21 protein-coding genes and 1 tRNA gene are annotated in these 23748 nt (G+C 58.5%); 11 read left to right on the top strand and 11 right to left on the bottom strand.

From position 1 onward, the window contains the following. Positions 1–64: 64 nt before the first annotated feature. On the top strand, positions 65–982 hold the full coding sequence (locus ACP2AV_RS00640; protein ID WP_426370720.1) for a LysR substrate-binding domain-containing protein: 918 nt from the start codon (positions 65–67) through the stop codon (positions 980–982). Positions 983–1105: 123 nt separating this feature from the next. Here ACP2AV_RS00640 and ACP2AV_RS00635 read toward each other — a convergent pair whose 3' ends face one another. The 4 genes from ACP2AV_RS00635 to ACP2AV_RS00620 form a co-directional block, all read right to left on the bottom strand. Next, complete coding sequence (locus ACP2AV_RS00635; RefSeq protein ID WP_426370719.1) at positions 1106–1897, bottom strand: DUF3618 domain-containing protein; 792 nt, start codon at positions 1895–1897, stop codon at positions 1106–1108. Then, positions 1890–2288: a phage holin family protein gene (locus tag ACP2AV_RS00630; protein ID WP_426370718.1), complete on the bottom strand. Its 399-nt coding sequence runs from the start codon at positions 2286–2288 to the stop codon at positions 1890–1892. The genes ACP2AV_RS00635 and ACP2AV_RS00630 overlap by 8 nt, the downstream gene beginning before the upstream one ends. After that, the gene (locus ACP2AV_RS00625) at positions 2288–2650 is read right to left on the bottom strand and encodes a hypothetical protein (RefSeq protein WP_426370717.1); all 363 of its coding nucleotides are present in this window, start codon (positions 2648–2650) and stop codon (positions 2288–2290) included. Before ACP2AV_RS00625 ends, ACP2AV_RS00630 begins: the two co-directional genes overlap by 1 nt. A gap of 66 nt (positions 2651–2716) precedes the next feature. Further along, a complete protein-coding gene (locus ACP2AV_RS00620; RefSeq protein ID WP_426370716.1) occupies positions 2717–3190 on the bottom strand; it encodes a PRC-barrel domain-containing protein in 474 nt (157 codons plus the stop codon). Positions 3191–3751: 561 nt separating this feature from the next. On the opposite strand from ACP2AV_RS00620, the gene ACP2AV_RS00615 reads away from it, so the two are divergent. Further along, positions 3752–4816, top strand: coding sequence for an AI-2E family transporter (locus ACP2AV_RS00615; protein ID WP_426370715.1), 1065 nt, complete (start codon positions 3752–3754; stop codon positions 4814–4816). On the opposite strand, the gene ACP2AV_RS00610 is transcribed toward ACP2AV_RS00615, so the two are convergent. From ACP2AV_RS00610 to ACP2AV_RS00585, 6 genes are all read right to left on the bottom strand, one after another. Continuing rightward, positions 4813–7293 carry an HWE histidine kinase domain-containing protein gene (locus tag ACP2AV_RS00610; RefSeq protein ID WP_426370714.1) on the bottom strand — a complete coding sequence of 827 codons (2481 nt, stop codon included), beginning with the start codon at positions 7291–7293 and terminating at the stop codon, positions 4813–4815. The two genes, ACP2AV_RS00615 and ACP2AV_RS00610, sit on opposite strands and share 4 nt — an antisense overlap. Before the next feature lie 63 nt (positions 7294–7356). Further along, positions 7357–7887 carry a hypothetical protein gene (locus ACP2AV_RS00605; RefSeq protein WP_426370713.1) on the bottom strand — a complete coding sequence of 177 codons (531 nt, stop codon included), beginning with the start codon at positions 7885–7887 and terminating at the stop codon, positions 7357–7359. A 73-nt stretch (positions 7888–7960) separates the two neighbouring features. After that, positions 7961–8155: a CsbD family protein gene (locus tag ACP2AV_RS00600; protein WP_426370712.1), complete on the bottom strand. Its 195-nt coding sequence runs from the start codon at positions 8153–8155 to the stop codon at positions 7961–7963. Between the two features lie 81 nt (positions 8156–8236). Then, complete coding sequence (locus ACP2AV_RS00595) at positions 8237–9736, bottom strand: histidine kinase dimerization/phosphoacceptor domain -containing protein (protein ID WP_426370711.1); 1500 nt, start codon at positions 9734–9736, stop codon at positions 8237–8239. A gap of 7 nt (positions 9737–9743) precedes the next feature. Next, complete coding sequence (locus tag ACP2AV_RS00590; protein WP_426370710.1) at positions 9744–10265, bottom strand: sigma-70 family RNA polymerase sigma factor; 522 nt, start codon at positions 10263–10265, stop codon at positions 9744–9746. Further along, entirely contained in the window at positions 10258–10485 is a 228-nt protein-coding gene (locus ACP2AV_RS00585; protein WP_426370709.1) for a NepR family anti-sigma factor, read from the bottom strand. The genes ACP2AV_RS00590 and ACP2AV_RS00585 overlap by 8 nt, the downstream gene beginning before the upstream one ends. Positions 10486–10590: 105 nt before the next feature. Between ACP2AV_RS00585 and ACP2AV_RS00580 the strand changes: the two genes are divergently transcribed. From ACP2AV_RS00580 to ACP2AV_RS00565, 4 genes are all read left to right on the top strand, one after another. Further along, entirely contained in the window at positions 10591–11370 is a 780-nt protein-coding gene (locus ACP2AV_RS00580) for a response regulator (RefSeq protein WP_426370708.1), read from the top strand. 90 nt (positions 11371–11460) lie between these two features. After that, positions 11461–11616: a DUF1328 family protein gene (locus ACP2AV_RS00575; protein ID WP_426370707.1), complete on the top strand. Its 156-nt coding sequence runs from the start codon at positions 11461–11463 to the stop codon at positions 11614–11616. Between the two features lie 71 nt (positions 11617–11687). Continuing rightward, positions 11688–12944 carry an MFS transporter gene (locus tag ACP2AV_RS00570; RefSeq protein WP_426370706.1) on the top strand — a complete coding sequence of 419 codons (1257 nt, stop codon included), beginning with the start codon at positions 11688–11690 and terminating at the stop codon, positions 12942–12944. A 2-nt stretch (positions 12945–12946) separates the two neighbouring features. Beyond that, on the top strand, positions 12947–14425 hold the full coding sequence (locus ACP2AV_RS00565; RefSeq protein ID WP_426370705.1) for a phospholipase D family protein: 1479 nt from the start codon (positions 12947–12949) through the stop codon (positions 14423–14425). Between the two features lie 99 nt (positions 14426–14524). Here ACP2AV_RS00565 and ACP2AV_RS00560 read toward each other — a convergent pair. Continuing rightward, positions 14525–14611: transfer RNA gene (locus ACP2AV_RS00560), tRNA-Leu, on the bottom strand. A 140-nt stretch (positions 14612–14751) separates the two neighbouring features. Between ACP2AV_RS00560 and ACP2AV_RS00555 the strand changes: the two genes are divergently transcribed. From ACP2AV_RS00555 to gltB, 5 genes are all read left to right on the top strand, one after another. Continuing rightward, positions 14752–15741 carry a complex I NDUFA9 subunit family protein gene (locus tag ACP2AV_RS00555; protein ID WP_426370704.1) on the top strand — a complete coding sequence of 330 codons (990 nt, stop codon included), beginning with the start codon at positions 14752–14754 and terminating at the stop codon, positions 15739–15741. After that, on the top strand, positions 15738–16532 hold the full coding sequence (locus ACP2AV_RS00550; RefSeq protein WP_426371329.1) for an undecaprenyl-diphosphate phosphatase: 795 nt from the start codon (positions 15738–15740) through the stop codon (positions 16530–16532). The genes ACP2AV_RS00555 and ACP2AV_RS00550 overlap by 4 nt, the downstream gene beginning before the upstream one ends. Before the next feature lie 161 nt (positions 16533–16693). Then, positions 16694–18127, top strand: a complete 1434-nt coding sequence (locus ACP2AV_RS00545; RefSeq protein ID WP_426370703.1) for an NAD(P)-dependent oxidoreductase — start codon at positions 16694–16696, stop codon at positions 18125–18127. Positions 18128–18324: 197 nt separating this feature from the next. Further along, positions 18325–19113: an alpha/beta fold hydrolase gene (locus tag ACP2AV_RS00540; protein WP_426370702.1), complete on the top strand. Its 789-nt coding sequence runs from the start codon at positions 18325–18327 to the stop codon at positions 19111–19113. Further along, positions 19110–23648, top strand: a complete 4539-nt coding sequence (gltB, locus tag ACP2AV_RS00535) for a glutamate synthase large subunit (protein WP_426370701.1) — start codon at positions 19110–19112, stop codon at positions 23646–23648. Before ACP2AV_RS00540 ends, gltB begins: the two co-directional genes overlap by 4 nt. The last annotated feature ends 100 nt before the right edge of the window (positions 23649–23748 follow it).

Raw genomic sequence — 23748 nt, 5'->3', positions numbered from 1 at the left:
ACTTTATCGTCAACTTAGAATTATTATAATTAGGATTTTCTGATAGCTGTGATAGTTTTTGGTTATGAAGAATATTACGCTCAGACAACTTCGCTACTTTGACGCTCTCGCCAAACATCGTCATTTCGGGCATGCGGCCGAAGCGTGCTCGATTTCACAACCTGCCCTGTCGGTGCAGATGAAGGAACTTGAATCCATGTTCGGTGTCCCGCTGATCGAACGGGGCCCGCGAAACGTGCGATTGACGTCGGTTGGAGAGGACCTTGTGGCGCGCGCACGGGGCATCTTGCAGAGCGTGGACGAACTTGGCGATTTGGCCCGAACTGCGAAAGGCCCCTTGGCCGGGCGCTTGCGTTTAGGGGTCATTCCTACGGTCGGGCCATATCTGTTGCCGGAAACGATCAGTCATTTGACGGCCAAGTATCCCGAATTGGATCTGGAACTGCGCGAGACCATCACGCCCAATCTGGTGCGCGCTTTGCTCGAAGGGCGTTTGGACATTGCATTGGTGGCGCTACCCGTTTCCGAGCCCGGCCTGAGCGAAGCGCCGCTGTTCGAGGAAGAATTTGTTCTGGTACGTCCATTGGCCGATGCGGGAAAACCAGTGCCGCGGCCCGATAATTTGCGTGAAATGCGTTTGCTGCTTCTGGAAGAAGGTCATTGCTTTCGTGACCAAGCGCTTTCGTTCTGCAATCTGACGCAGTCGGCGCCGCGTGATCTTATGGAAGGCAGTTCGCTGACAACCCTGGTGCAAATGGTCGGGTCTGGAATCGGCGTGACGTTGATCCCGGAAATGGCCACCAAGATTGAAGCTGCCTCTGCCCCGGTGTCGTTCGCACGCCTGCTCGCCCCACGCCCGAAGCGCAAGATTGGCATGGTATGGCGCAAGGCCAGTCCACTGGCTGATAATTTTGCCCAAGTCGCGGATGAATTGCGCGACCAGTACGCACGCGTGCGGATGGAAACCCAGAAACAATGCTAGGCGCGTGGGGCGGCGTCGCGCGCAACAGGTCGGTGGCTAACGGCGGCGCCATACGACAGTGTCGGTCAGACATGAAAAAAAAGGGCCGGCGCAGTGGCCGGCCCCTTGGTGTGTTCGCCGCACTCAGTTGGCGCGAACGTCTTTGGGCGCGTCATCGTCATCGGCCCCGAACACGGATGAATTGCGAACCGCTGCGGCCTTCGCACGCTCGTCTTCCAAGACCCGGTCAGCTTCACTAAAGGGGTTATACACGTCGTCCGCGGGATCGCCCGATTGGTTGTCGCGGGCGCGCCACATGGCAAGCCCTGCAATCGCAGCGCCGATCGCCACGGCTGCGCCGCCGACGACCAAGGGGTTTTCGCGCACGAAGCTGCGCGCTTCGCGGGCTTTTTCACGCGCTTGCGTGGTCGCTTTGTCTGCGGCCTCAATCGCGCGATGGCGCGCCGCGATCACCTTGGCGCGGGCCTCTTCGCTCAGCTCTTCGGTGCCTTCCGTGATACGCTCGCGCAGGTTCTGCGCGTCACGCTGGAGTTTCGCCAGACGGCTGTCTGAATGGGTGTCAGCGTCCATGGGATGGTATGTTGTCATTGGGTCTTCCTCCGTGGTCTGTGCGGCGCTTGTGGCATGCCGGGTAGAACGGACATGCGCCGCTGGGTTCGTTTTCGGGTTGTGTTTGGATTGCGACAGCCAGTCCAACGCAACAGAAATGACTGTATTCGTGATTGCCGACCTTCCTGCGCCGCGCAGGCCTTCTATTGCGCCCGCTGCCATTTCTTCGCCTACCGCGACAGAGGTGCGGGCTGCTTCACTGGCCAACGCGCGGGGTTCGAGACGGTCCGACAAGTGGTCAAGCATGGCGTTCAATGCGGCCCGCTCAGCGTCAATATCGGCTTGGATCCGGTCTATGTCAGACATTGGTTTTCTCCCGCAATATCGCGGCGTCCTGGCGTAGATTGGCCATTGTCTGCTCGGGAACCGGGGTTGCCGACTTCAGGTCATTCAGGCCGCGCAAGCCCAGGACAAGCGCGACAAGGCCGAACCCGACTGCAACCAACACGGTTGCAAGCGTTGGCGCGATGCCGTTCTGCACCAACAAGCCGACAAAGAACCCGGCCAGCAGATTGAGAGCCACCATCGCCAGAACGGCCGCAAACACAAGAAGCGCCAATGCGACGCCCGCGCGCGAGACCGAAGCCCGCAGTTCACTGCGCGCCAGTTCGATCTCTTTTTCAACCAAACGGGATGAATGACGGAACACGTCCACCAACAGGGCCAGGGTTGAACTCGGCTGCTCAGAGCGTCGCATCACTTGTACCTCGCGTCCGAAAGGGTTCGCGCGATTGCATAACCCAGCAACAGTGCGCCGCCGGCAAAGACGACGGGATTGCGGCGGGCCAGTTTCGAAATGTCGCGTCCCAATTGACCGATCTCATTGTCGCGGATTGCTTCCGACGCATCAGCAAGGTTGGCTGCGGCCGCACTGAGCGATGACGCCGTCCGGCTGACCGTGTCACCAACGGTGTTCACAGTCGTATCGACCGTTTCCTGGGCCGTCCGGGCGAATGCATCGACGCTGTCCTGAAGGTCTTTCGCGGCTTGGTCGACCGTGCTTTCGGTCTCGTCCACGACGTTTTCAACCTTGTTCTTGACGTTCGAAGTGGTGGTCATGGCAGTCCCCTCGGATTGAATTGAAAGGCGCCCGGCTGAACTTGGCCGGGCACGATGAGACAGGGATTATTCCCAGAAACCTTCATCGATGTTTTCACGCTCTTCCAGCTGCTCTTCGCTCAGCCCGGTCACAACAACCCAGTCGCTGTCACCGTCATTGTCGGCCTTGAAGAACTTCATTTCGTCGAGCGAGACCATCACGTGCTTGTCGCCCAGATCAAGGAAGCCGCCAACTTCGGCAATCAGACCGACGAGTTTGCCGTTTTCGTCCATGACGAGGTCTTCGATCTCGCCAATTTCATTCCAGTCGGTTTCAACTTGCGAATAAGACGTGGAGTAATCCCACATGAAATCGCTTTTCGTGTTGGCGGTGTAGATTTCAGCGTCAACCAGATCACGGGCACGGATCATCGACCCCGTGGTGATGGCGCTTTCGCTTGCAGGCGTTTTCATTTCTTCGCCGGCAGTGGTGGAATGGGTCTCGGCGTAGGCGGCGGTACTCAGTGCGATAGCGCTTGCAGCAATAATGGGGAACTTCATTTTGAATTCCTTTCTTGTTCGTGTTTCAGCTTCTGGATGGGCAACGATCCGTGAAGATCATTCGTTCCAAAATTTTTTGAAAATATTTTATTTACAAATGGATAGGCGCGCGGAATCCACCGCGCGCCCTCCTGAATCTGATCCACTACGTAAAAAGCCGGCAGGCGGCGATTTATGCAACGAGGTACGGGAACGGGATCAGTTAACGGTGTCTGGACCTGTGAGATTACGTCTCAACGGGGAACGTCCAGCGCAGAGCAAGAGACACAGTTCATCGTATGATCCAATGTCGATCGCATCGTGTGAATGGTCCGAAACGGGGTCATCTGGGTCTCCACTAGTTCCACGGTAGGGCGGACTTTTTCCGCCTTGCGTATCGACAACCCGGGGCGATCCGAAAAGTTCCCTGGGTTGTCGGGGTGTCTCAGCAGGTCGCATCAGCGGAACCAACCGACGTGGTCAGCGTTGCCCAAACAGTCTGCGTCTGGTTAACGCGCGCGGCAGGCTGTTCGTGGGGCGATTTGGACAGCCCGCCCATCAAATCCGGATGAAAGGCAACCCGTGCAAAAAGTTCAGACGAATTGGGCCGTGGTCGGCATCTTCATCATCCTTTGCGTTCACACCTTGCATTGGGCGGCGGGTTTTCTGGTGCCAATTACAGCGGCATTTCTTGGTTTCCTTGTGACGTTGCCCCTTGAAAGTCGGCTGCGCCGTATCGGAATCCCCAGCTCTGTGACTGCGGCATCTGTATGTACTGCGTTGTCAGGAGTGATCCTGTTCGTGCTGTTTTCGATTTCGGCCCCGGTCGCTCAACTTCTTGAGGACCTTCCCGATTTGGTGCAATCGATGCGCTATGATATGGCCAGCATCGGCGGCGAGATGGTCGAAAATCTGCAAGAAGCTCAGGAAGCCGCCGAAGAGGTCATGGGCGAAGAGCCGTCAGCGGTCACCGTCAAGGTTGACACAGAAGGCGGAATTTTGGCCAGGCTGATGGCGACGGCTCCAACCTTGGGGGGGCAGATCATTCTTTCGGTGGTCCTGATGTTTTTCCTGATTTCGTCGGGGCAAACATTTTTACGCAAGCTGGTCGCCATTGGGGGTGACTTCCGCGAAAAGCGCGCAACGGTTGAGGTGGTCCAACGCGTCTCGGTCAAATTGGGCAGCTACCTGAGCGGGATAACATTCATCAATGCCGGCTTGGGCGTGGTCGTCGGCATCGCAATGTGGCTGTTGGATGTTCCAGATCCGGTGATGTTTGGCTTTATCGCCTTTTCGTTCAACTTTGTGCCCTACCTGGGCGCTGTCGCCGGGGCATCCCTGGCCGCCATCGTCGGCTATAGCGACGCGGGTAGTCTTTGGTCATCGGCGGGGATTTTCGCGGTCTACATGGTGCTGACTTCGATCGAAGGACAGCTGGTAACACCTTACCTGCTTTCCGGCCGGTTACGCCTGAATCCCACGCTGATCTTTTTGACCGTCGCGTTCTTTGCGTGGATTTGGTCGGTTATTGGCATGGTCGTGGCGGTGCCGATCCTGATCGCCGCGAAAATCATCCTGGATGAACATCCAGCCACACGGCCAATCGGCCTGTTCCTGGGAAGCGATCACGAGGAACAGGCCACCTAGGCCTTGAGCAGTTGCCCCGCAAGCCGCGCGATTGCGCCCCGATCATATGGTTTCTGCATGAGCGGCGCGTCGGGAAACCCCTGCAGGATCGGGTCATCACGACCATACCCCGTGGCCAGTGCAATGGGGCACCCCAGCCCGACAAGATGCTCGGCCAGCGCTTGCGAACTTTCGCCGCCAAGATTTACATCCAGAATGGCAAAATCGGGTGTTCCGAATTTCATCTGTTCCATGCCGTCGGCCACAGAGCGGATCACGACGACTTCGCGCGCGCCCAACTGCTCGAGGCTGTCTGCAACATCCATGGCGATAAGTGCGTTGTCTTCGACCAGAAACAACCGCGCGATATGCGCTAGGGGGTCTTTGCAGAGCTCTTCCATTTCCTCGTCCTCGGCAGGTGGATGGTTTTGCCCGGAGGGTTCGAAATACCCCGCGGGAATGCGAAGAGTAACACGCAAGCCCGACCGGCAATAGTGTACTTCCGCTTCGCCGCCCAATTCGAACGGGATTGAGTTTTCGATGATCGTGCTGCCAAATCCGCGGCGGTCCGGTTCCTGAACCTCGGGGCCCCCGTTTTCTTCCCAGGTCAGGACAACATGTTCGTTATCGTCATGATCGACTGACAACTTGACGGTGCCTGTCTGGTTCGACAGGGCGCCATATTTCACCGCGTTTGTTACCAATTCGTGCAATACCAAAGCGATCGTCGGCGCGGCGTCCGCAGACGCCCACTGATCTGGGCCGACCAGGGTCAGTTTATCTTCGTTGGCTCCTGTAAATGCCTGCACCTCGCTCTTCAATAGTCGGGACAAAGACACGCCATTATGATGCGTCAGCTGATCATGCGCCTGGGTCAGGGCGCTAATGCGATCAAGGATCACGTTGATCTCGTCCCGGTTCTGGACCGTCCTGGATTGCGTTATGATCCCGCGCACCAACGCGAACACGTTGCGCACACGGTGATTGAGTTCCGAGATGATCGTGTCCTGGTTCTGGCTGGTTCGGCGCAGGCGACTTTCGACATTGCCTTGGATATTCAACGTCATTTCCAGCAAGATCGTGCGCAGGCGGTTTGCGATGCGCACATCACGGTCGGACCAAGGTTCCGACTGCTCTTTTTTTTCTTCACTCCATGCTTCGAAACTTGCGCGGGGTTGAAGGCGCCCTTGTGCATTGTCTTTTTTCGTCGGGGCACCCGCCCAGCGTATGGTCTGTGTGACTTGCCGGCGCAGAAGGAATACCGCCTGCCCCGGCAAAAGCGGGATCGCAAGCGCACCGGCCAGATCGTGCAATCCTGCCTCGGACGCTGCTTTGCCCAGATCGTTTGTCTGACGCATCGACTGGCCCACGATCAAGGGTGACAGCAGTTGGCGCAGAGCATCACCTTTCCAGGTGTTTCCGGACGTGAAAATCTGATCCCCGTTGATGAACGCAAGCGCGTCGAAAGAAATGACTGTCCCCAAGGATTCGGAAAGTTGGGGGAGGATCTGGGCAATGTCAGAGCATTCCTTGGTGCTGTTCAAAAGCGGCTCATGCAAGCTGTCGGCCAGCGCTATCGCGTTGATCTCTTGTCTGATCAACGTTGCTGTGATGCGTTGCGAAATCAGTTCGCCCAACAACTGCGACGCATGGCGGAGCGCCATGGGAACCGCGAAGGGCTGGCGATGGTGCAACGAAACCAGACCCCACAACCGACCGGAAACGATCAGCGACACAGTCATCGTCGACGCGACACCCATGTTGCGCAGATACTCTAGATGGATGGGTGACACGGCACGAATGCCGGACAGCGACAGATCAAGTTCGCTTTGACCCAGAATTGCCACCCCTGGATCGGACACATCCGCTATCAGGCGAACAGGGTTGCGCAGCAGCAAAGCGCGCGCCTGTTTGGGAATGTCGGTAGCCGGGTAGCGAAGGCCCAGATACGGGTCCATCCCCGACGCTGCAACTTCCGCGATCACCTCGCCGGTGCCGTCTTTGGCAAAACGATAGACCATGACGCGATCAAAACCTGTCAGCGCCTTGAATCCGCGGGCCACGGCTTTGGTCAATTGTTTGATATCGTCAGTGTCGGGCAGACGCGCCAAGATAGGCGCAAGCATGCTCATTTCGCCGTCACTGTGATCTTCGGCATGGCGTTCGATGTCCAGAAGAGTGACGCCGTTGTCATGGCTAACCGAGACATCGACCCTGCACGCCGGAAAAGTTTCGCCACGAATGGCAAGGACCGTATCAGTTCCGCCGATCATCTGAACTTTTGTGCGGATCCTGTGCACGGCATCTTCCGAAAGCAAGCCAGCAATTGGTTGGCCAATAGCGTCTTTAGCAGGGATCCCGACAAAATCACCGATGTTCTCGGATGCGTGTGTCACGATCCAGTTGGCATCCATCGCCAGCACCGCGCCATGCGGCTGTACACGGCCAATCAGGTGGACCGGTTCCAGATCGCAATCAGTTAAATTCAGTTCAGTCATGAGGAAAAAAACCCGAAAGCGCAGTTCGCAGTGAACGTAGGATAATGGTTTACATGCAGCGGTCTACTGGGAAAAATACTCGCCACCGACGGACGCCATGGACTTGGAAAACAGCGCATAAATCGTTCTAACACCCGCCAAGACAGTTTTCGCGTTTTCGGTATCTGATTGTTCTTTTGCCAACGTGGAACACAGTCGGTTCCATGCGTGGTGGTCGTCGGGCAAGGTCAGGAATTCTTGTGCCAGTCTTACAGTGGGATCAGTCGCGCGCAGCCAGCGTTTGCGCAGCACGGCTGTCCCCATTTTTGATCCATAGGCCATATAAAGGATGGAATGATCATGAACGGTGATCTTGGGCAAGGGCCGTGCCGGGACGCCGAGCGTAGCAAGGTCTTTGTCCAGCGAAGACACGCGGGTTTCCAGAGCATGGCGCGCTTCATCGCCCACGGCGTCAAGCGCCGACCACGTCGAAAAATGCACCTGAAGGAAACGACCAAGATCGGCGCGATTGGTCAAATCCAACGCACCCATCCGTTCATCCACACGATCGTGTTCAGGTTGCAAGTCGCTCTTGAGAGCTTGGCGAAGGTTCATTCGCAGCTGCGCCCGCACAAGCAATTTTCTGAATGGAGGGCCACGCCGGCCAAGGTGCCGGCGCGGTCAAAGTTCAAGCGTTCAGCCAATCGTCAACTTCTTTCTTAGCTTCTTCTTTTGTCTTGCCATATTTCTGCTGCAGACGGCCTTCCAGCTTTTCGCGGTTTCCGTCAATTTCGTCGATCTCATCGTCTGTCAGCTCGCCCCATTTTTCCTGGGCGGACCCTTTGAATTCTTTCCATTTGCCTTCAATCTGATCCCAATTCATAGCTTTCTCCGATGTTTGTGTTTGCATCTACACCGTCAACGGGGCCGTGGGGGTTTGGTTCCTTCGATAAAGCGGGCTGGATCAGACTTGGAATTGCATGACAATTCCGTTTTCAGTTCTTTCTACCGTGCCGTTCATTTCCGCGGCAAAGGCAGCAGCCAAACGTCGGTAAATGTTCTGTTCGGACGTGATTTGCACATCGCTGGTTATCTTGAGCTGGCCGATGCCCAACACGATTTCGATTTCGCTTGCCCCCTGTCCAACCAGATCGACGACCCACTCGGCGATCGCGTGGAGCAAGCTGTAGGTTTGCGCGACCGGCAAGCTGAAATTGACGTGCGAAAGCGCGACCCCGCTGCGTGGGACAAGCCCGGTAAATTCAAGGTTCGTGACCAACGACGGCAGCGCCGCATTCAGCGATCTCATTTCGCTGTCCTCGATGTGGTGCAACGAATGGTGAACGGCACTGAGCAGAGCGATCTGGGTTTCCATTTTCTTCATCGCAGTTGGATCGCCGCCTTCTCGGGCAATGATCCGTGCGATTGACTGAACGATCTGGAAATTATTGCTGACGCGATGAAAGACCTCTCGCTGCAGGTCTTCGGCATGATCAAGGCGGGCCTGAGCGATTTCTTCTTCTTGAACCAAAGTTGCTGCCAATCGCGCGAATTTCTGGCGCATGCGCGACGTTTCGGTCGCGATTGAACCTGAAAGATCGGCCTCTGGCACTTTGCGGAATCTCTGAAACTCCAGCATGTCCGCACGCAGCTTGGTAATATCTGCGATAACAAGCCGGTTGATCAGATATGCAGAAGTGCCCGCTGCGACCAAAACCAGGGTCAAGGGAACAACAGATGCCTGCAGGATGTAGGACCATAGCGATTTCTCGGCGTAGTCCCGGTCCAGCCGTGTCATCAGCACATATGTGCCCGAGTCGTCCGGAATTTGCAGAACTGATCCGTCGGGCACCCGATAAATTTCACTTTGCCCAGGTTCTGTGAGCAACCTTTCCGGGAAATCGGGCGGATCAAAGCGGGTTCCCGAAACAAGCGTGGGCTGCCATGTTTCGGTTGCGAGCGCATAGTCGGACACGCCCAGATCTTCGGCGCTTGGAACGCCGGCCTTGGCTACCACAAAACCATCGGCAAGCGGTTGAACCAGAACGATGTCGGTGTTTTCGCTTGAGATTTCGCTTTGAGATCCGATGATTTGCGAAACCACCGATTGTTCAAGCGGTTTGCCAGAGCAGCGCGATTGCCCGTCGGGGCCATAGTATCCGATTGTCCCTATATCCGCGGAATATGTCTCAAGGGTCGCTTGAATGTCCTCACAGGTCCGTTTTCCTGCGACGAGATCTTGCAAACTACTCCTGATTCGGGAGGTATCGTTGAGATTGGCGCGCAGCTCACGTGATTTGTCGAGGATCGAAAGCGTAACCTCGGACTGAAATGCGCGGGTCCGGTCCCGCAAAAGCACCGTCTGCACACCAATTGCCAGGAGCAAAAGCGGCAAAAGGGCCACGGTAAGCGTGGCCCAGAAACGCGCCATGATCGAGCGCGACATATGTGTAGACACGCCCATCGTCAGGTCATACGGCCGATTTCACGACGGCGCTGGAATGAACAGTCTCTTCTCCAAGTTGCATGAGCCGCGCCAGTTCTTTGCGGGCGCGGTTGGTCCTGCTTTTCATGGTGCCCGGGGGCACGCCACAGGTCTCTGCCGCGTCTTCGTAAGCCATGCCCATCGCGCCGATCAGGGTCAGCGCCTCGCGGTGTTCGGCAGACAGCTGCGCGAAGGCATCCTCGAATTCGGCGTATTGCAGCTTGGCGTCGTGTTCGGGGGGAACCGACAGTTGGCTGGCCATGGTTTCATCCGGGTCTTCCGTTTCGCGAACGGCCTTGCGGCGCTCGCTGTAGAAACAGTTGCGTTGGATCGTGAAAAGCCATGCGCGCAGGTTGGTGCCCTCGCGGAACTTTTCGATGTTCGACATGGCGCGCACCAAGGTGTCTTGGACCAGATCGTCGGCGCGTGTCGCATCTTTGGTAAGGCTTCGTGCATATGCGCGCAGCGACGGAACGTGCTGCAACATTTCATTTGCCAGCTCAGTCATCTCTGCTTTCCTGGCCAGCAACCCGATTGAGCTTGGCCAACAGATCGGCAAAGCGATCCGGAATACCTTCATCTACAGTCTTGTTGTAAGCCTGCTTGAGATTGTCGTCGATCAACTTGCAGAATTCATCCGGGATGCCTTCATCAACAGTGTCCTTGAACGCCGCTCTCAAATGCCCAGCAAGGGCGTCAGATGGCTCTTTATTTGGGTTGTTTGCCATTTTCTACCTACCGTTTGCCTTGCCCGTGCACCCTCTTATATTGGTATGCAACGCTAATCATCTTCACTGGTTCCGGCTAGTGCGAAAAAAACCTTGAGGGAAAACATGGACCACATTGCTGCACAAATACCATTTGTCAGACGTTACGCACGGGCTTTGACGGGAAACCAAACCACGGGCGATGCGTATGCCGTTGCTGTGCTTGAAGCAATGATCGCCGATCCAGCCACGGTTCCGGGGCCCGACGAGGCGCGCAAAGAGCTGTTTCGAATGTTTCACGCGATTTGGCAGAGCTCGGGTGCACCTGTCGGTGATGAAGAGCGCGGCATCGCTGCCCGCGCGCAACAGCATCTGGCGACGCTACAACCTTTGACACGCGAAGCATTGTTGCTGAGCGCGATGGAGGATTTTTCAGACGAAGACATCGGATACATCATGGGCATCGACGCCGACGAAGCGGGCGCGCTCGTCGTCAAGGGCACAGCCGATATGGCCGATGCCGTGCGCGGATCGGTCCTGATCATCGAAGATGAACCCATTATTTCGATGGATCTCGAGCAGATCGTTTCGGATGCTGGGCACCGTATTTTTGGTGTGGCGCGCACGCATGACGAAGCAGTCAAATTGGGCCAGGACCAGAAGCCTGACCTTATTCTTGCCGATATCCGGCTGGCCGACGAAAGTTCGGGCATTGATGCGGTGAATGATCTGCTGGCGGCGCATGGCGAAATCCCGGTGATCTTTATCACGGCCTATCCCGAGCGGCTTTTGACCGGTGACAAGCCCGAGCCTGCGTTCCTGGTGACCAAGCCGTTCCGCGCCGAACATGTGCTGTCATCCATCTCGCAGGCGATGTTCTTTGCGTCGACGGAAACGCTGGCCTGACATTGCGCCAGACTGCTGGTCGAAGAAACTGAAGGAACCAATTGGCGCGCCGCGGCGTTTATCCAGCATCCTCAGGTAAGGAGTTTGGATATGCTTAACTGGTCAATCACGTTTCTTGTCATTGCGCTTATCGCGGCCGTTCTCGGGTTTGGTGGGATCGCAGGTGCTGCCGCCGGGATCGCCAAGATCCTCTTTGTGGTATTCTTGGTGCTGTTCCTGTTCACTCTGGTTCGGCGCGCAGCCTGACCATGGGAAAGAGCCGCAGTGCCGCTGCGGCTCTTCCATTCATGATCTTCCATTCATAAAGGGTGCTGGGAATGGCAGACGCTTTTACCTCGAAAGCTATTGGTGATGCACCGAAAGATGCGCGCAACCAGACCATTCATGTCCTGGCGCTCAGCGCGACAAAAACCGCCGATGCGCTTATCGATCCAAAGCTGGTGCTTAGCTGGCTAATCAATGCGCTTGGTGCGCCTGGTTATCTCACCGGGGTTCTGGTGCCCATTCGAGAAGCCGGCGCGCTTCTGCCGCAGCCACTTGTTGCGCGTGTTGCCCGCAAGCGCGAAGGACGAAAGCAATTCTGGGCGCTCGCGGCTGGCGCGCAGGGGTTGGCGGCACTGTCCATCGGCGTGTTCGCCTTGACGACCGATGGGGCCGTTGCGGGCTTTGGGATCGTTGCTTCGCTATTGGTATTGGCCTTGGCCCGATCTGTCGCTTCGACAACCTACAAAGACGCCTTGGCCCGCACGGTTGACCAAGGGCAGCGTGGCAAGGTGACGGGCTTGGCCGGGGGGATCGCAGCGGCCGCGGCATTGGCCTATGGGGCCACGATGGCGTTTGGGGTGTTTGGTGACGTCACTGTCGCAGTTGTTGCTGCGTTCATTTTGTTGGCGTGCGTGCTGATGCTGGGTGCCGGCGTGATGTTCATGGGCCTGTCAGAGCGACCGAAAAAGGGTGAAAGTGCGAAACTGGTGTCATGGTCAGACTACCTGACCCCGTTGCGCAAAGATGCCCAATTTCGACAGTTCATTACCGCGCGGGCCTTCCTGACTGCGACGGCGCTCGCCCCTCCGTTTCTTATTGCTCTGACGCATTCCGAAGGCGCAAGCCTGACCAGCCTTGGGCCATTGGTAATTGCATCCGCTGCGGCAGCAACGCTGTCGGCGCCGCTATGGGGGCGCGTGTCGGATGTGTCCAGCCAGCTTTCTTTGGCGGTGGGCGGGTTTGCTGCTGCGGCCGCCTACGCGACTGCCGCTGTGATCGGCTGGGGGGAAGAAACGCAGGTGTCGCTGATTTGGGCATCGGGGATCATGTTCCTGGGGCAAGTTGGATACAACGGCGTGCGGTCCGGCCGGGCGATTTACCTGACGGACATGACGACCGACGCCAACCGCCTGACCTATACCGCTGTCAGCAATATGATTATCGGTCTTGTGCTGGTATTGGGTTTGGGCTTGGGTGTGGTGTCTCACATTGCCGGACCTGCATTTACGCTTGCCGTCTGCGCAGCGCTTTCGATTGTTGGCGCGGCCGTGGCTCTCAAATTGAAACGACTTGAAACAGCCGGCACCTGATCATGACCGAAATTCTACTGACCGCCGGCGAAGCCTATCCGGCCTTTGAACGTATCGTGCGCGACGCGCGCGACGAGGTCGTGATATCGATGCGAATCTTCGACGTCGCGACGCGGCTGTTCGGGGAAACGGATCTGGGCGAAACATGGGCAGATCTGATCGCGGCCAAGCTTGCAGAAGGTGTGCGCTTTGACATCACGATAGCAGATTTCGACCCGGTTGCACGGCCTGCCATGCATCAGTATTCTTGGGACTGCCGCGCACGCCTGAAGGACGCTGCCAAGGCGAACCCGGAAAACTTGACTGCGCGGGTCTTGCTCCACCCTGCCCGCGTCAGCTGGATTCACAGGCTAAGTTTGCGCCCGGTGTCCAAAGCCAAGCTGGTTGAGGAATGTGAACGGCTGAACAACCTGCCCAAAGCTGATCGCGACGCGCAATTGGACCTGATGCCGGGATTTTGCAAATTGGTTGTCAGGGGCAAAACGCTACGCCCCAAGCGCTGGCCGCCGCCGCCCTTGGTCCCCGCTACGCACCACCAGAAGCTGGCCGTCGTGGACGGCGAGGTGCTGTATATCGGCGGGCTGGATTTGAACCCTCGGCGTTACGACACCACCAAACACGATCGTTCGGCTGACGACACGTGGCATGATGTTCAGGTCATCGTGCGCGATGAACGGGCCCAGTCGGCCCTGGTCCACTTGCGTGAATTTGCGCGTAGTTGCGCCGGGGCAAAACCGAAAGCGACGCCGGGTGTGCTGCGCACGTTGTCCTGCCGCGATAATTCCTTTGCGCGTCCCCTGTCCCCGAAAGAAGTTCTGACCGAATTGGAAGACGCCCATGTTGCGATGATTCAGAACGCCCGCGAATTCATCTATATCGAAACACAATTTCTCAGGTCATCCGTGATCGCGGATGCTTTGGTGGATGCTGCGCAGAACGGAATAGAGGTTATTCTTCTTTTGCCATCTGCGCCCGAAGAAATCGCATTTGACCAAAGCCGATCTCTTGATAGCCGGTACGGCGAAAAGTTGCAGGCAGACGCGTTGGATCGGCTTCGCAAAGCATATGGCGAACGGTTGTTTGTCGGCTCACCGGCGCGCCCAGTCGCAGCGGATGGGGATCGCGACACGCTCTATGGCGCTGAAATCATTTACATTCACGCCAAGGTCATGATCGCTGATGGTACATCGGCATTGGTGTCTTCAGCCAATTTGAACGGTCGCTCCATGCGATGGGATACGGAAGCTGGCGTGACCCTGAACGACGTTGAAAGCACAGAGCTTTGGCAGCGCTCAATCGCGCATTGGTTCCGCGGCGCCGCACCGGGCAAAATGACGCGCGCGTCCGAGTGGACGCAAGCCGCGCATGAAAACCAACAGAAACCGCCACAAGAGCGCCCCCATTTCGTCCTGCCACATGACAACAAGCCCGCGCGGGAAACCGGTGTCGGTATTCCGGGGTTCCCTGAAGAGCTGGTTTGATCCGCGGCACGGCCCCTGGAAGGCCCAGTGCAAACGATGCGCACAGCACAGGATCATGAGCATCCAGAAGAAGCGCTTGTCGACCACAATAGTGGAAAATGGTGCCCAGGAGAGGACTCGAACCTCCACGTCCATACGGACACTAGCACCTGAAGCTAGCGCGTCTACCAATTCCGCCACCTGGGCAGGTGTCGTGGAGCCGCGATTTATAGGCGCGTGCGCATGGTGTCAACGTCTGTTCTGCGCGTTTCTTTGCTTTTCATTCGCGACTTGTTCATTCGCACCCGGAAAGCTATTGAAAAGGCTATACAGTGTTGGAGAGACTTATGGCGAATCTGGTCACGATTTATGGCGGTTCGGGCTTCGTTGGTCGCTACATTGCCCGGCGCATGGCCAAACAGGGGTGGCGGGTGCGTGTGGCGGTACGGCGCCCGAATGAGGCGATGTTCGTCAAGCCCTATGGTGCAGTTGGCCAGGTAGAACCCGTTTTTTGCAACATTCGTGACGACGCGTCTGTGCGCGCCGTGATGCAAGGGGCTGATGCAGTTGTGAATTGCGTCGGCACATTCGATGCCTCGGGCGCGAATAATTTCGACGCGGTTCAGCATGAAGGCGCCGAGCGGATCGCCCGCATAGCGGCCGAACTGGGCGTCGAACGAATGGTGCATATATCAGCGATCGGTGCTGACAAGCAGAGCGCCAGCAAGTACGCGAAATCCAAAGCCTTGGGCGAAGAAGGTATTCTGGCGGCTATGCCAGACGCCATGATCCTGCGACCCTCGGTGGTGTTTGGCCAGGAGGACGCGTTTTTCAACCGCTTTGCAGCTATGGCCGGTATGGGGCCTATTTTGCCGCTGATTGGTGCCAAAACCAAATTCCAGCCCGTTTATGTCGATGACGTCGCTAAAGCTGCGGTCATGGGGGTCACAGGCAAGGCGGCTGGCGGTATTTACGAGCTGGGCGGACCGGACGTTTCAACGTTACGGGAACTGGTCCAGCAAATTTTGGATGAGATTCAGAAAAGGCGGCTTGTCGTGAACATGCCATTTTGGGTCGGCAAGATCATTGCCGCTTTGCTGACACTTGTACAAGGCATCACCGTCGGCCTGTTCAAGAATAGGGTCCTTACGCTGGATCAGATCAGACAATTGCGTCAGGACAATATCGTGACCGGCAAGACCAAAACATTCGCTGATCTTGGTATTGTGCCTGTGTCGTCTGAGGCGGTGACGCCTGATTACCTTTGGAAATATCGCCCGTCTGGGCAGTATGCTGCAGTCAAGAACTCGGCGAAAAACCTGCGCAAGTCTGCCTGATGTCCGATCAAACACTGGTTGCGGGCATTCTGGGGCTGCTGGAAGGTCTGACCGAATTCATCCCCGTATCGTCAACCGGGCATGTGCTCTTGGCGGGCCATTTTCTGGGCTTCAATAGCGCGGGCAATACGTTTGAGGTGGTGATCCAACTCGGCGCGATTCTGGCGATATTGGGGGTGTACGCCCGCAAGATCATAGACACGACGGTGACGCTGCCCAGCAGTGCGCAATCAAGGCATTTCGCAGCTTCGGTGATCATCGCCTTTCTGCCGGCCGCCGTCATCGGTGTGATGGCCCACGGGTTCATCAAGAACGTTCTCTTCGAAAGCCCGCGCGTGATTGCGACAGCTCTGATCCTCGGGGGCATCGTCCTATTGTTTGTGGATAAGCTCGTTAAGAACCCGACCCACACAGACGCTGAAAGGTTTCCTTTGCCAATGGCGTTAATCATTGGTTTTATTCAGTGTCTTGCGATGGTCCCAGGGGTATCACGGTCGGGCGCGACCATCGTCGGGGCGTTGGCCCTTGGCGCGGACAAGCGATCAGCGGCAGAATTTTCGTTTTTCTTGTCCATGCCGACAATGCTCGGTGCGTTCACTTACGATCTCTACAAAAATCGCGAGATTTTGGATTCTGCGGCGATGGGGGATATCGCTGTGGGTTTTGCGGCTGCATTCGTGATGGCGCTGTTCGTTGTTAAGGGCCTGTTGGGGTTCGTATCACGCCATGGCTACGCCCTGTTTGGATGGTGGCGAATCGCTGTTGGCTTACTCGTATTCTGGGCGCTTTGATTGAGTTGCACGCTAATACGGAAGCATTGCTGACTTATATTTGCTGTAAAAACAAAGACTGACGACGGTAAATCGTCATTTGTCACATATTATGTCATACATACTGACTTTTCTTTCCGGACCTGCGTGGTAAAAGGCGCGGAGGAATTAGGAGATCTGACATGGCAAAAGAGCCAATGCTCAAGTTTGTGAGCGTGAGCCGCGACATGCCCGAAAAGCGCGACGCCGGTGACCGCAAGCAGGACTTTCACGAGATCTATGCGGAATATGCCCAGGCCAAGGCCGAAGAACAGGCCAGTCGGTGCAGCCAGTGCGGTGTGCCCTATTGCCAGAGCCACTGCCCCCTGCACAACAACATCCCCGACTGGCTGCGTCTGACCGCGACCGGCCGTCTGGAAGAAGCCTATGCCATCAGCCAGGCGACCAACACGTTCCCCGAAATCTGCGGCCGCATCTGCCCGCAGGACCGCCTGTGCGAAGGCAACTGCGTGATCGAACAATCGGGCCACGGCACCGTGACGATCGGGGCGGTCGAAAAATACATCACTGATACCGCTTGGGAAAACGGCTGGGTTCAGCCCGTCAAACCGGTGCAGGAACTGGACCAGTCGGTCGGCATCATCGGCGCGGGTCCGGGCGGTCTGGCCGCGGCCGACATGCTGCGCCGCGAAGGCGTGCAGGTCACAGTCTATGACCGTTATGACCGCGCGGGCGGATTGCTGACCTATGGCATCCCAAGCTTCAAATTGGAAAAAGACGTGGTCATGCGCCGCATCGACCAGCTGGAAAAATCCGGCGTCGAATTCGTGATGAACTGCAACGTTGGCGAAGACATCAGCTTTGACGCAATCCGGGGCAAGCACGACGCGGTGCTGATCGCCACGGGTGTCTACAAAAGCCGTGATTTACAAGGCCCTGGCAGCGGCGCCGACGGCATCGTGCGGGCGATCGACTACCTGGCCTGTTCGAACAAGGTGTCCTTTGGCGACACGGTCGAAGACTATGAAAACGGCCAGTTGAACGCCCAGGGCAAAAAGGTCATCGTGGTTGGCGGCGGCGACACGGCAATGGACTGCGTGCGCACCGCCATCCGGCAAGGCGCGCAAAGCGTCAAATGCCTGTACCGCCGCGACCGGGCCAATATGCCGGGCAGCCAACGCGAAGTGCAGAACGCCGAAGAAGAAGGCGTCGAATTCGTGTGGCTGACGGCGCCCAAGGGCTTTACCGGCGACCAGGTCGAAGGCGTGATGGTGCAACAGATGCGCCTTGGCGCCCCCGACGTGTCGGGCCGGCGCGCGCCCGAGGTTCTGGAAGGCGCCGACTATGTCGAAGACGCCGATCTGGTGATCAAGGCGCTGGGATTTGAACCGGAAGAACTGCCCACCCTGTGGGGCGTGCCGGACCTGGAAGTGACCCGCTGGGGCACGATCAAGGCCGATTTCCACACCCATGCCACCAACCTGCCAGGCGTCTATGCCTGCGGGGATATCCAGCGCGGCGCAAGCCTGGTCGTCTGGGCAATCCGCGACGGACGCGAGGCGGCAGCCGCGATGCTGGACTATATGTCAAACGCCTCGGCCGTGGCCGCGCAATAGGCCGCGCCCGCCTGTCTGCCATTCGTCTGCCATCGGTCGGCAACGCGTCAGCAGGCTGTCGGACATCTGTCGGGCAAAGTGTCGGGCAGAAAAAACCGGATGGGTCAGCGGATCTGACCGGTTATGCGCAAACGTTAAACAAAGGTTACGGCCCACGCGGGCCGGGCCATGGCGAAACCCAGGTCAGCAAAGGACCCATGCCATTGGATACGGCACGACGGATCAGCGAAAGAACCGCACCCGGACAGGTTGACCTGCCGGTCGATCCGCCTTTGCGCATTCAGTACCTGCCGGGCACCAACAAGGTGCTGGTGGTCAGCATGTCCGGGGTCGGAAACCACCGCCAGGAAATGCCCCCGCCAGAATTTTTCGGCACGGCGTCCGACGGGGGCAACCACGTGTTGTTCGTGTCGGACATTTCGCGCAGCTGGATGAACGGGCCGGGCGTGGCCGACCAGATCGTCAGCGCGATCAAACTGACCGTTGGCGCGCACGGGATCGACCGCGTCGTGGCGATCGGCAATTCGATGGGCGGCACCATGGCGCTGATATTGCCAAATCTGACACGGGTTGATGCGGTTCTGGCGATTGTGCCGCAGTTTTCCGCCCGTCAGAGCCGGGTGCCCGAAGAACGGCGCTGGAAGTTCTTTCGCAACAAGATCGAAACCTGGCCGTTCGAAGCGGTCGAAGCACTGCCGGGCCCGCAAACCGAAGTCACCATCCTGCATGGCGGCACCGACGACGAAATCATTCATCTGGACCGCTTTCCGCGGGCCAGCCATGCCAGGCACTACGTGTTTCCCGACGGCAACCACCGGCTTGCCGATTGGCTGCGCAGGCAGGGCCGGCTGGGCCACATTGTGAAATACGCCATCCAGGGCAAGCCCCGCGTCGTGCGCAACGGCGTGGAATCGGTGGGCGGGATAACCCGCAAAGCCTTTGATGACGACAGAAATGACCGCTCTATTCAGGAGACGAGACCATGACCAAATTCGATACAGACTGGGCCCGCCAGGAAGAGGCGAAGCGCAAATGGATGGCCGAGAACAGCCTGTTCCGCGAAGACGATGAACATTCGTCCTGCGGTGTGGGTCTGGTCGTGTCCATTGACGGCAAGAAATCGCGTCAGGTCGTGCAAAACGGCATCGATGCGCTCAAGGCGATCTGGCACCGCGGCGCGGTTGATGCCGATGGCAAGACAGGCGATGGTGCGGGCATTCACGTGCAGATCCCTGTGCCCTTTTTCTACGATCAGGTCGACCGGACGGGTCACAAGCCACGCCGCGACGAATTGTTGGCCGTGGGTCAGGTGTTTTTGCCGCGCACGGATTTCGGCGCGCAGGAAACGTGCCGGACCATCGTGGAAACCGAAGTCTTGCGGATGGGGTATTACATCTACGGCTGGCGCCATGTGCCGGTGCAGATCGAATGCCTTGGGGAAAAGGCGAATGCCACCCGCCCCGAGATCGAGCAGATCCTGATCAGCAATTCCAAGGGTGTCGATCAGGAAACATTTGAGCGCGAGCTGTATGTGATCCGGCGCCGGATTGAAAAGGCCGCCTTTGCCGCCGGCGTGCGCGAAATGTACATCTGTTCGCTGTCCTGCCGGTCGATCATCTACAAGGGCATGATGCTGGCCGAACAGGTGGCCGAATTCTATCCCGACCTGCTGGATGAGCGGTTCGAAAGTGCATTCGCGATCTATCACCAGCGGTATTCGACGAACACGTTCCCACAGTGGTGGCTGGCTCAGCCGTTCCGGATGCTGGCCCACAACGGTGAAATCAACACGATCAGGGGCAACCTGAACTGGCTGAAGAGCCACGAGATCCGCATGGCGTCGAGCACGTTTGGCGACATGGCCGAAGACATCAAGCCGATCGTGGCGCATGGCTCGTCCGATTCCGCCGCGCTGGATGCGGTGTTCGAGGTGTTGGTGCGGGCGGGCAGAAGCGCGCCGATGGCCAAGACGATGCTGGTGCCGGAAAGCTGGTCGAAGACCGCCGAAGAACTGCCGCAGGCGTGGCGCGACATGTATTCCTATGTGAACAGCGTGATGGAGCCGTGGGACGGCCCGGCCGCGCTGGCGATGACGGACGGGCGCTGGGTTTGCGCCGGGCTGGATCGCAACGGGCTGCGCCCCATGCGCTATGTGGTGACGGGCGACGGGCTGGTCATTGCGGGCAGCGAAGTGGGCATGGTCCCGACTGACGAAGCCACCGTTCGCGAAAAGGGCGCGCTGGGCCCGGGGCAGATCCTGGCCGTGGATATGGCCGAGGGCAAGCTCTACCACGACAAGGATATCAAGAACCTTCTGGCCGACAGCCAGCCCTTCAGTGAATGGGTCTGCAAGATCAAGGAACTGGACGACGAACTGACCGGTGTGCCCGAAGAGCCGCTGTATACCGGCGAAGAGCTGCGCAAGCGCCAGATCGCGGCGGGCTATTCCATCGAAGAGCTGGAACAGATCCTTGCGCCGATGGCCGAGGATGGCAAGGAAACGCTGGCCTCGATGGGGGATGACACGCCCAGCGCGGTGCTGAGCGAAAAGTACCGCCCGCTGTCGCATTTCTTCCGCCAGAACTTCAGCCAGGTGACCAACCCGCCGATCGACAGCCTGCGCGAATTCCGCGTCATGAGCCTGAAGACACGGTTCGGTAACCTCAAGAACGTGCTGGACGAAGACAGCAGCCAGACCGAAATCCTGGTGCTGGACAGCCCCTTTGTCGCCAACGCCGAGTTCGAAGCGCTGAAGCGGCACTTCAACGCCCCGATGACGGAAATCGACTGTACCTTCCCCGCTGACGCTGGCCCCGGTGCCCTGCGCGCAGGGTTGGACCGTATCCGCGCCGAGGCCGAGGACGCCGTGCGTTCGGGCGGCGGCCATATCGTGCTGACCGACCAGCATCAGTGCGACGGCAAGGTGGCGATGCCGATGATCCTGGCCACGTCGGCGGTGCATTTCTGGCTGACGCAAAAGGGCCTGCGGACCTTCTGTTCCATCGGTGTGCGCAGCGCCGAATGCATTGATCCGCACTATTTCGCCGTGCTGGTCGGCTGCGGCGCAACCATCGTGAACGCCTATCTGGCCGAAGACAGCCTGGCGGACCGGATCGACCGGGGCCTGCTGGATTGTTCTTTGACCGAAGCGACCCAACGCTACCGCGCGGCGGTGGATGCCGGGCTGCTGAAAATCATGGCCAAAATGGGGATTTCTGTCATATCGTCTTATCGCGGCGGGCTGAACTTTGAGGCTGTGGGCCTGAGCCGGGCGATGTGCGCCGAATTCTTCCCCGGCATGCACAGCCGCATCAGTGGCATCGGCGTGAACGGGATCCAGAACAAGCTGGAACAGGTGCACAAGCTGGGCTGGCTGTCCGGCAGCCAGGTTCTGCCCATCGGGGGGTTCTACAAGGCGCGCCGCTCGGGCGAGACGCACGCGTGGGAAGCCCAGTCGATGCACATGTTGCAGGCGGCGTGTGACCGCGCCAGCTATGAGATGTGGAAGCAGTTCAGCGCCAAGATGCAGTCGATGCCGCCGATCCACCTGCGCGACCTGCTGGCCGTCAAGCCGCTGGGCGACGCGATCCCGATCGAACAGGTCGAAAGCATCACCAGCATCCGCAAACGCTTTGTGACGCCGGGCATGTCGCTGGGCGCGCTGTCGCCCGAAGCGCACAAGACGCTGAATGTCGCGATGAACCGCATCGGCGCGAAATCCGACAGCGGCGAAGGCGGCGAAGATCCGGCGCATTTCGTACCCGAATCCAACGGCGACAACCCGTCGGCCAAGATCAAACAGGTCGCCTCGGGGCGGTTCGGCGTGACGGCGGAATACCTGAACCAGTGCGAAGAGCTTGAGATCAAGGTGGCCCAGGGCGCCAAGCCCGGCGAAGGCGGGCAACTGCCCGGCATGAAGGTCACCGACCTGATCGCGCGGCTGCGCCATTCGACCAAGGGCGTGACGCTGATTTCACCGCCCCCCCACCACGACATCTATTCGATCGAAGATCTGGCGCAGCTGATCTATGACCTGAAACAGATCAACCCGCGCTGCAAGGTGACGGTGAAACTGGTGGCCTCGTCCGGTGTGGGCACGATTGCGGCGGGTGTGGCCAAGGCCAAGGCCGACGTGATCCTGATTTCCGGGCACAATGGCGGGACGGGCGCTTCGCCCGCAACGTCGATCAAGTTCGCCGGGCTGCCGTGGGAAATGGGCCTGACCGAAGCGCATCAGGTTCTGGCCATGAACAACCTGCGTGACCGCGTCACCCTGCGCACCGATGGCGGTTTGCGCACGGGCCGCGATATCGTCATGGCCGCGATGATGGGGGCCGAAGAATACGGCATCGGCACCGCGGCGCTGATCGCGATGGGCTGTATCATGGTGCGTCAGTGTCAGAGCAACACCTGCCCGGTCGGCGTTTGCACGCAAGACGAACGCCTGCGCGCCAAGTTCACCGGCAACGCGGACAAGGTGGTCAACCTGATCACCTTCTATGCCCAAGAGGTGCGCGAGATCCTGGCCAGTATCGGTGCGCGGTCTCTGGACGAGGTGATCGGGCGCGCCGATCTGCTGACGCAGGTCAGCCGCGGGTCGGCCCATCTGGACGATCTGGATCTGAACCCGCTGCTGATCACCGTCGATGGCGCGCATAACATCACCTACGACCGGTCCAAGCCGCGCAATGCGGTGCCCGATACGTTGGATGCGCAGATCGTGTCGGATGCGGCGCGGTTCCTGAACGACGGCGAAAAGATGCAGCTGTCTTATGCGGTGCAGAACACGCTGCGCACCGTCGGCACGCGCACGTCCAGCCATATCGTGCGCCAGTTCGGGATGCGCAATTCGCTGCAATCCGATCACCTGACGGTCAAGCTGACCGGTTCGGCCGGGCAATCGCTGGGCGCTTTTGGCGCGCCGGGATTGAAGATCGAAGTATCGGGCGATGCGAACGACTATGTCGGCAAGGGCCTGTCGGGCGCGACCATCGTGGTTCGCCCGCCGATGCATTCGCCGCTGGTGGCCGATCAGAACACGATCATCGGCAACACGGTGCTGTACGGTGCGACAGACGGGTATCTGTTCGCAGCGGGCCGGGCGGGGGAACGCTTTGCGGTCCGAAACTCGGGCGCGAAAGTGGTGATCGAAGGCTGCGGGTCGAACGGGTGTGAATACATGACCGGCGGCATCGCGGTGATCCTGGGGGCGATCGGGGCCAACTTTGGCGCCGGGATGACAGGCGGTATGGCCTATATCTATGATCCCGATGGCGTGGCCGAGGGTCTGATGAACATGGAATCACTGGTGATTGGCCCGGTGACGGTGGATCACTGGAAGGTACAGCTGCGCGAGCTGATCGAACGCCACGTGGCCGAAACCAAATCAGCCAAAGGCGCCGAAATCCTGTCGCATTGGCAGGGCGAACTGCCCAATTTCGTGCAGGTCTGCCCGAAGGAAATGCTGGTTCACCTGCCGGTACCGCTGACACTGGAAGAAGGGGCTATTCCGGCGGAATAAGGCCTGTTGCACGCGCCGTGACCCAGCCCGCGTCCCTTGTGGATGCGGGTTGGATCGGTTGCACGAACATGTTGACGCATCGCGCCGGATGGTGACTATT

Source organism: Aliiroseovarius sp. PTFE2010 (genome assembly GCF_049943335.1).
In the GTDB taxonomy this organism is placed as follows: Bacteria; Pseudomonadota; Alphaproteobacteria; order Rhodobacterales; family Rhodobacteraceae; genus JBNFVY01.
This window is presented reverse-complemented; position numbering and strand designations above follow the sequence as displayed.

Coding starts and splice junctions, on each gene's coding strand:
- ACP2AV_RS00580 (WP_426370708.1), top strand. CDS start 10,591: ATGGACCACATTGCTGCACAAATACCATTTGTCAGACGTTACGCACGG.
- ACP2AV_RS00545 (WP_426370703.1), top strand. CDS start 16,694: ATGGCAAAAGAGCCAATGCTCAAGTTTGTGAGCGTGAGCCGCGACATG.
- ACP2AV_RS00575 (WP_426370707.1), top strand. CDS start 11,461: ATGCTTAACTGGTCAATCACGTTTCTTGTCATTGCGCTTATCGCGGCC.
- ACP2AV_RS00565 (WP_426370705.1), top strand. CDS start 12,947: ATGACCGAAATTCTACTGACCGCCGGCGAAGCCTATCCGGCCTTTGAA.
- ACP2AV_RS00585 (WP_426370709.1), bottom strand. CDS start 10,485: ATGGCAAACAACCCAAATAAAGAGCCATCTGACGCCCTTGCTGGGCAT.
- ACP2AV_RS00630 (WP_426370718.1), bottom strand. CDS start 2,288: ATGCGACGCTCTGAGCAGCCGAGTTCAACCCTGGCCCTGTTGGTGGAC.
- ACP2AV_RS00625 (WP_426370717.1), bottom strand. CDS start 2,650: ATGACCACCACTTCGAACGTCAAGAACAAGGTTGAAAACGTCGTGGAC.
- ACP2AV_RS00540 (WP_426370702.1), top strand. CDS start 18,325: ATGCCATTGGATACGGCACGACGGATCAGCGAAAGAACCGCACCCGGA.
- gltB (WP_426370701.1), top strand. CDS start 19,110: ATGACCAAATTCGATACAGACTGGGCCCGCCAGGAAGAGGCGAAGCGC.
- ACP2AV_RS00570 (WP_426370706.1), top strand. CDS start 11,688: ATGGCAGACGCTTTTACCTCGAAAGCTATTGGTGATGCACCGAAAGAT.
- ACP2AV_RS00595 (WP_426370711.1), bottom strand. CDS start 9,736: ATGGGCGTGTCTACACATATGTCGCGCTCGATCATGGCGCGTTTCTGG.
- ACP2AV_RS00610 (WP_426370714.1), bottom strand. CDS start 7,293: ATGACTGAACTGAATTTAACTGATTGCGATCTGGAACCGGTCCACCTG.
- ACP2AV_RS00555 (WP_426370704.1), top strand. CDS start 14,752: ATGGCGAATCTGGTCACGATTTATGGCGGTTCGGGCTTCGTTGGTCGC.
- ACP2AV_RS00620 (WP_426370716.1), bottom strand. CDS start 3,190: ATGAAGTTCCCCATTATTGCTGCAAGCGCTATCGCACTGAGTACCGCC.
- ACP2AV_RS00605 (WP_426370713.1), bottom strand. CDS start 7,887: ATGAACCTTCGCCAAGCTCTCAAGAGCGACTTGCAACCTGAACACGAT.
- ACP2AV_RS00590 (WP_426370710.1), bottom strand. CDS start 10,265: ATGACTGAGCTGGCAAATGAAATGTTGCAGCACGTTCCGTCGCTGCGC.
- ACP2AV_RS00600 (WP_426370712.1), bottom strand. CDS start 8,155: ATGAATTGGGATCAGATTGAAGGCAAATGGAAAGAATTCAAAGGGTCC.
- ACP2AV_RS00635 (WP_426370719.1), bottom strand. CDS start 1,897: ATGTCTGACATAGACCGGATCCAAGCCGATATTGACGCTGAGCGGGCC.
- ACP2AV_RS00640 (WP_426370720.1), top strand. CDS start 65: ATGAAGAATATTACGCTCAGACAACTTCGCTACTTTGACGCTCTCGCC.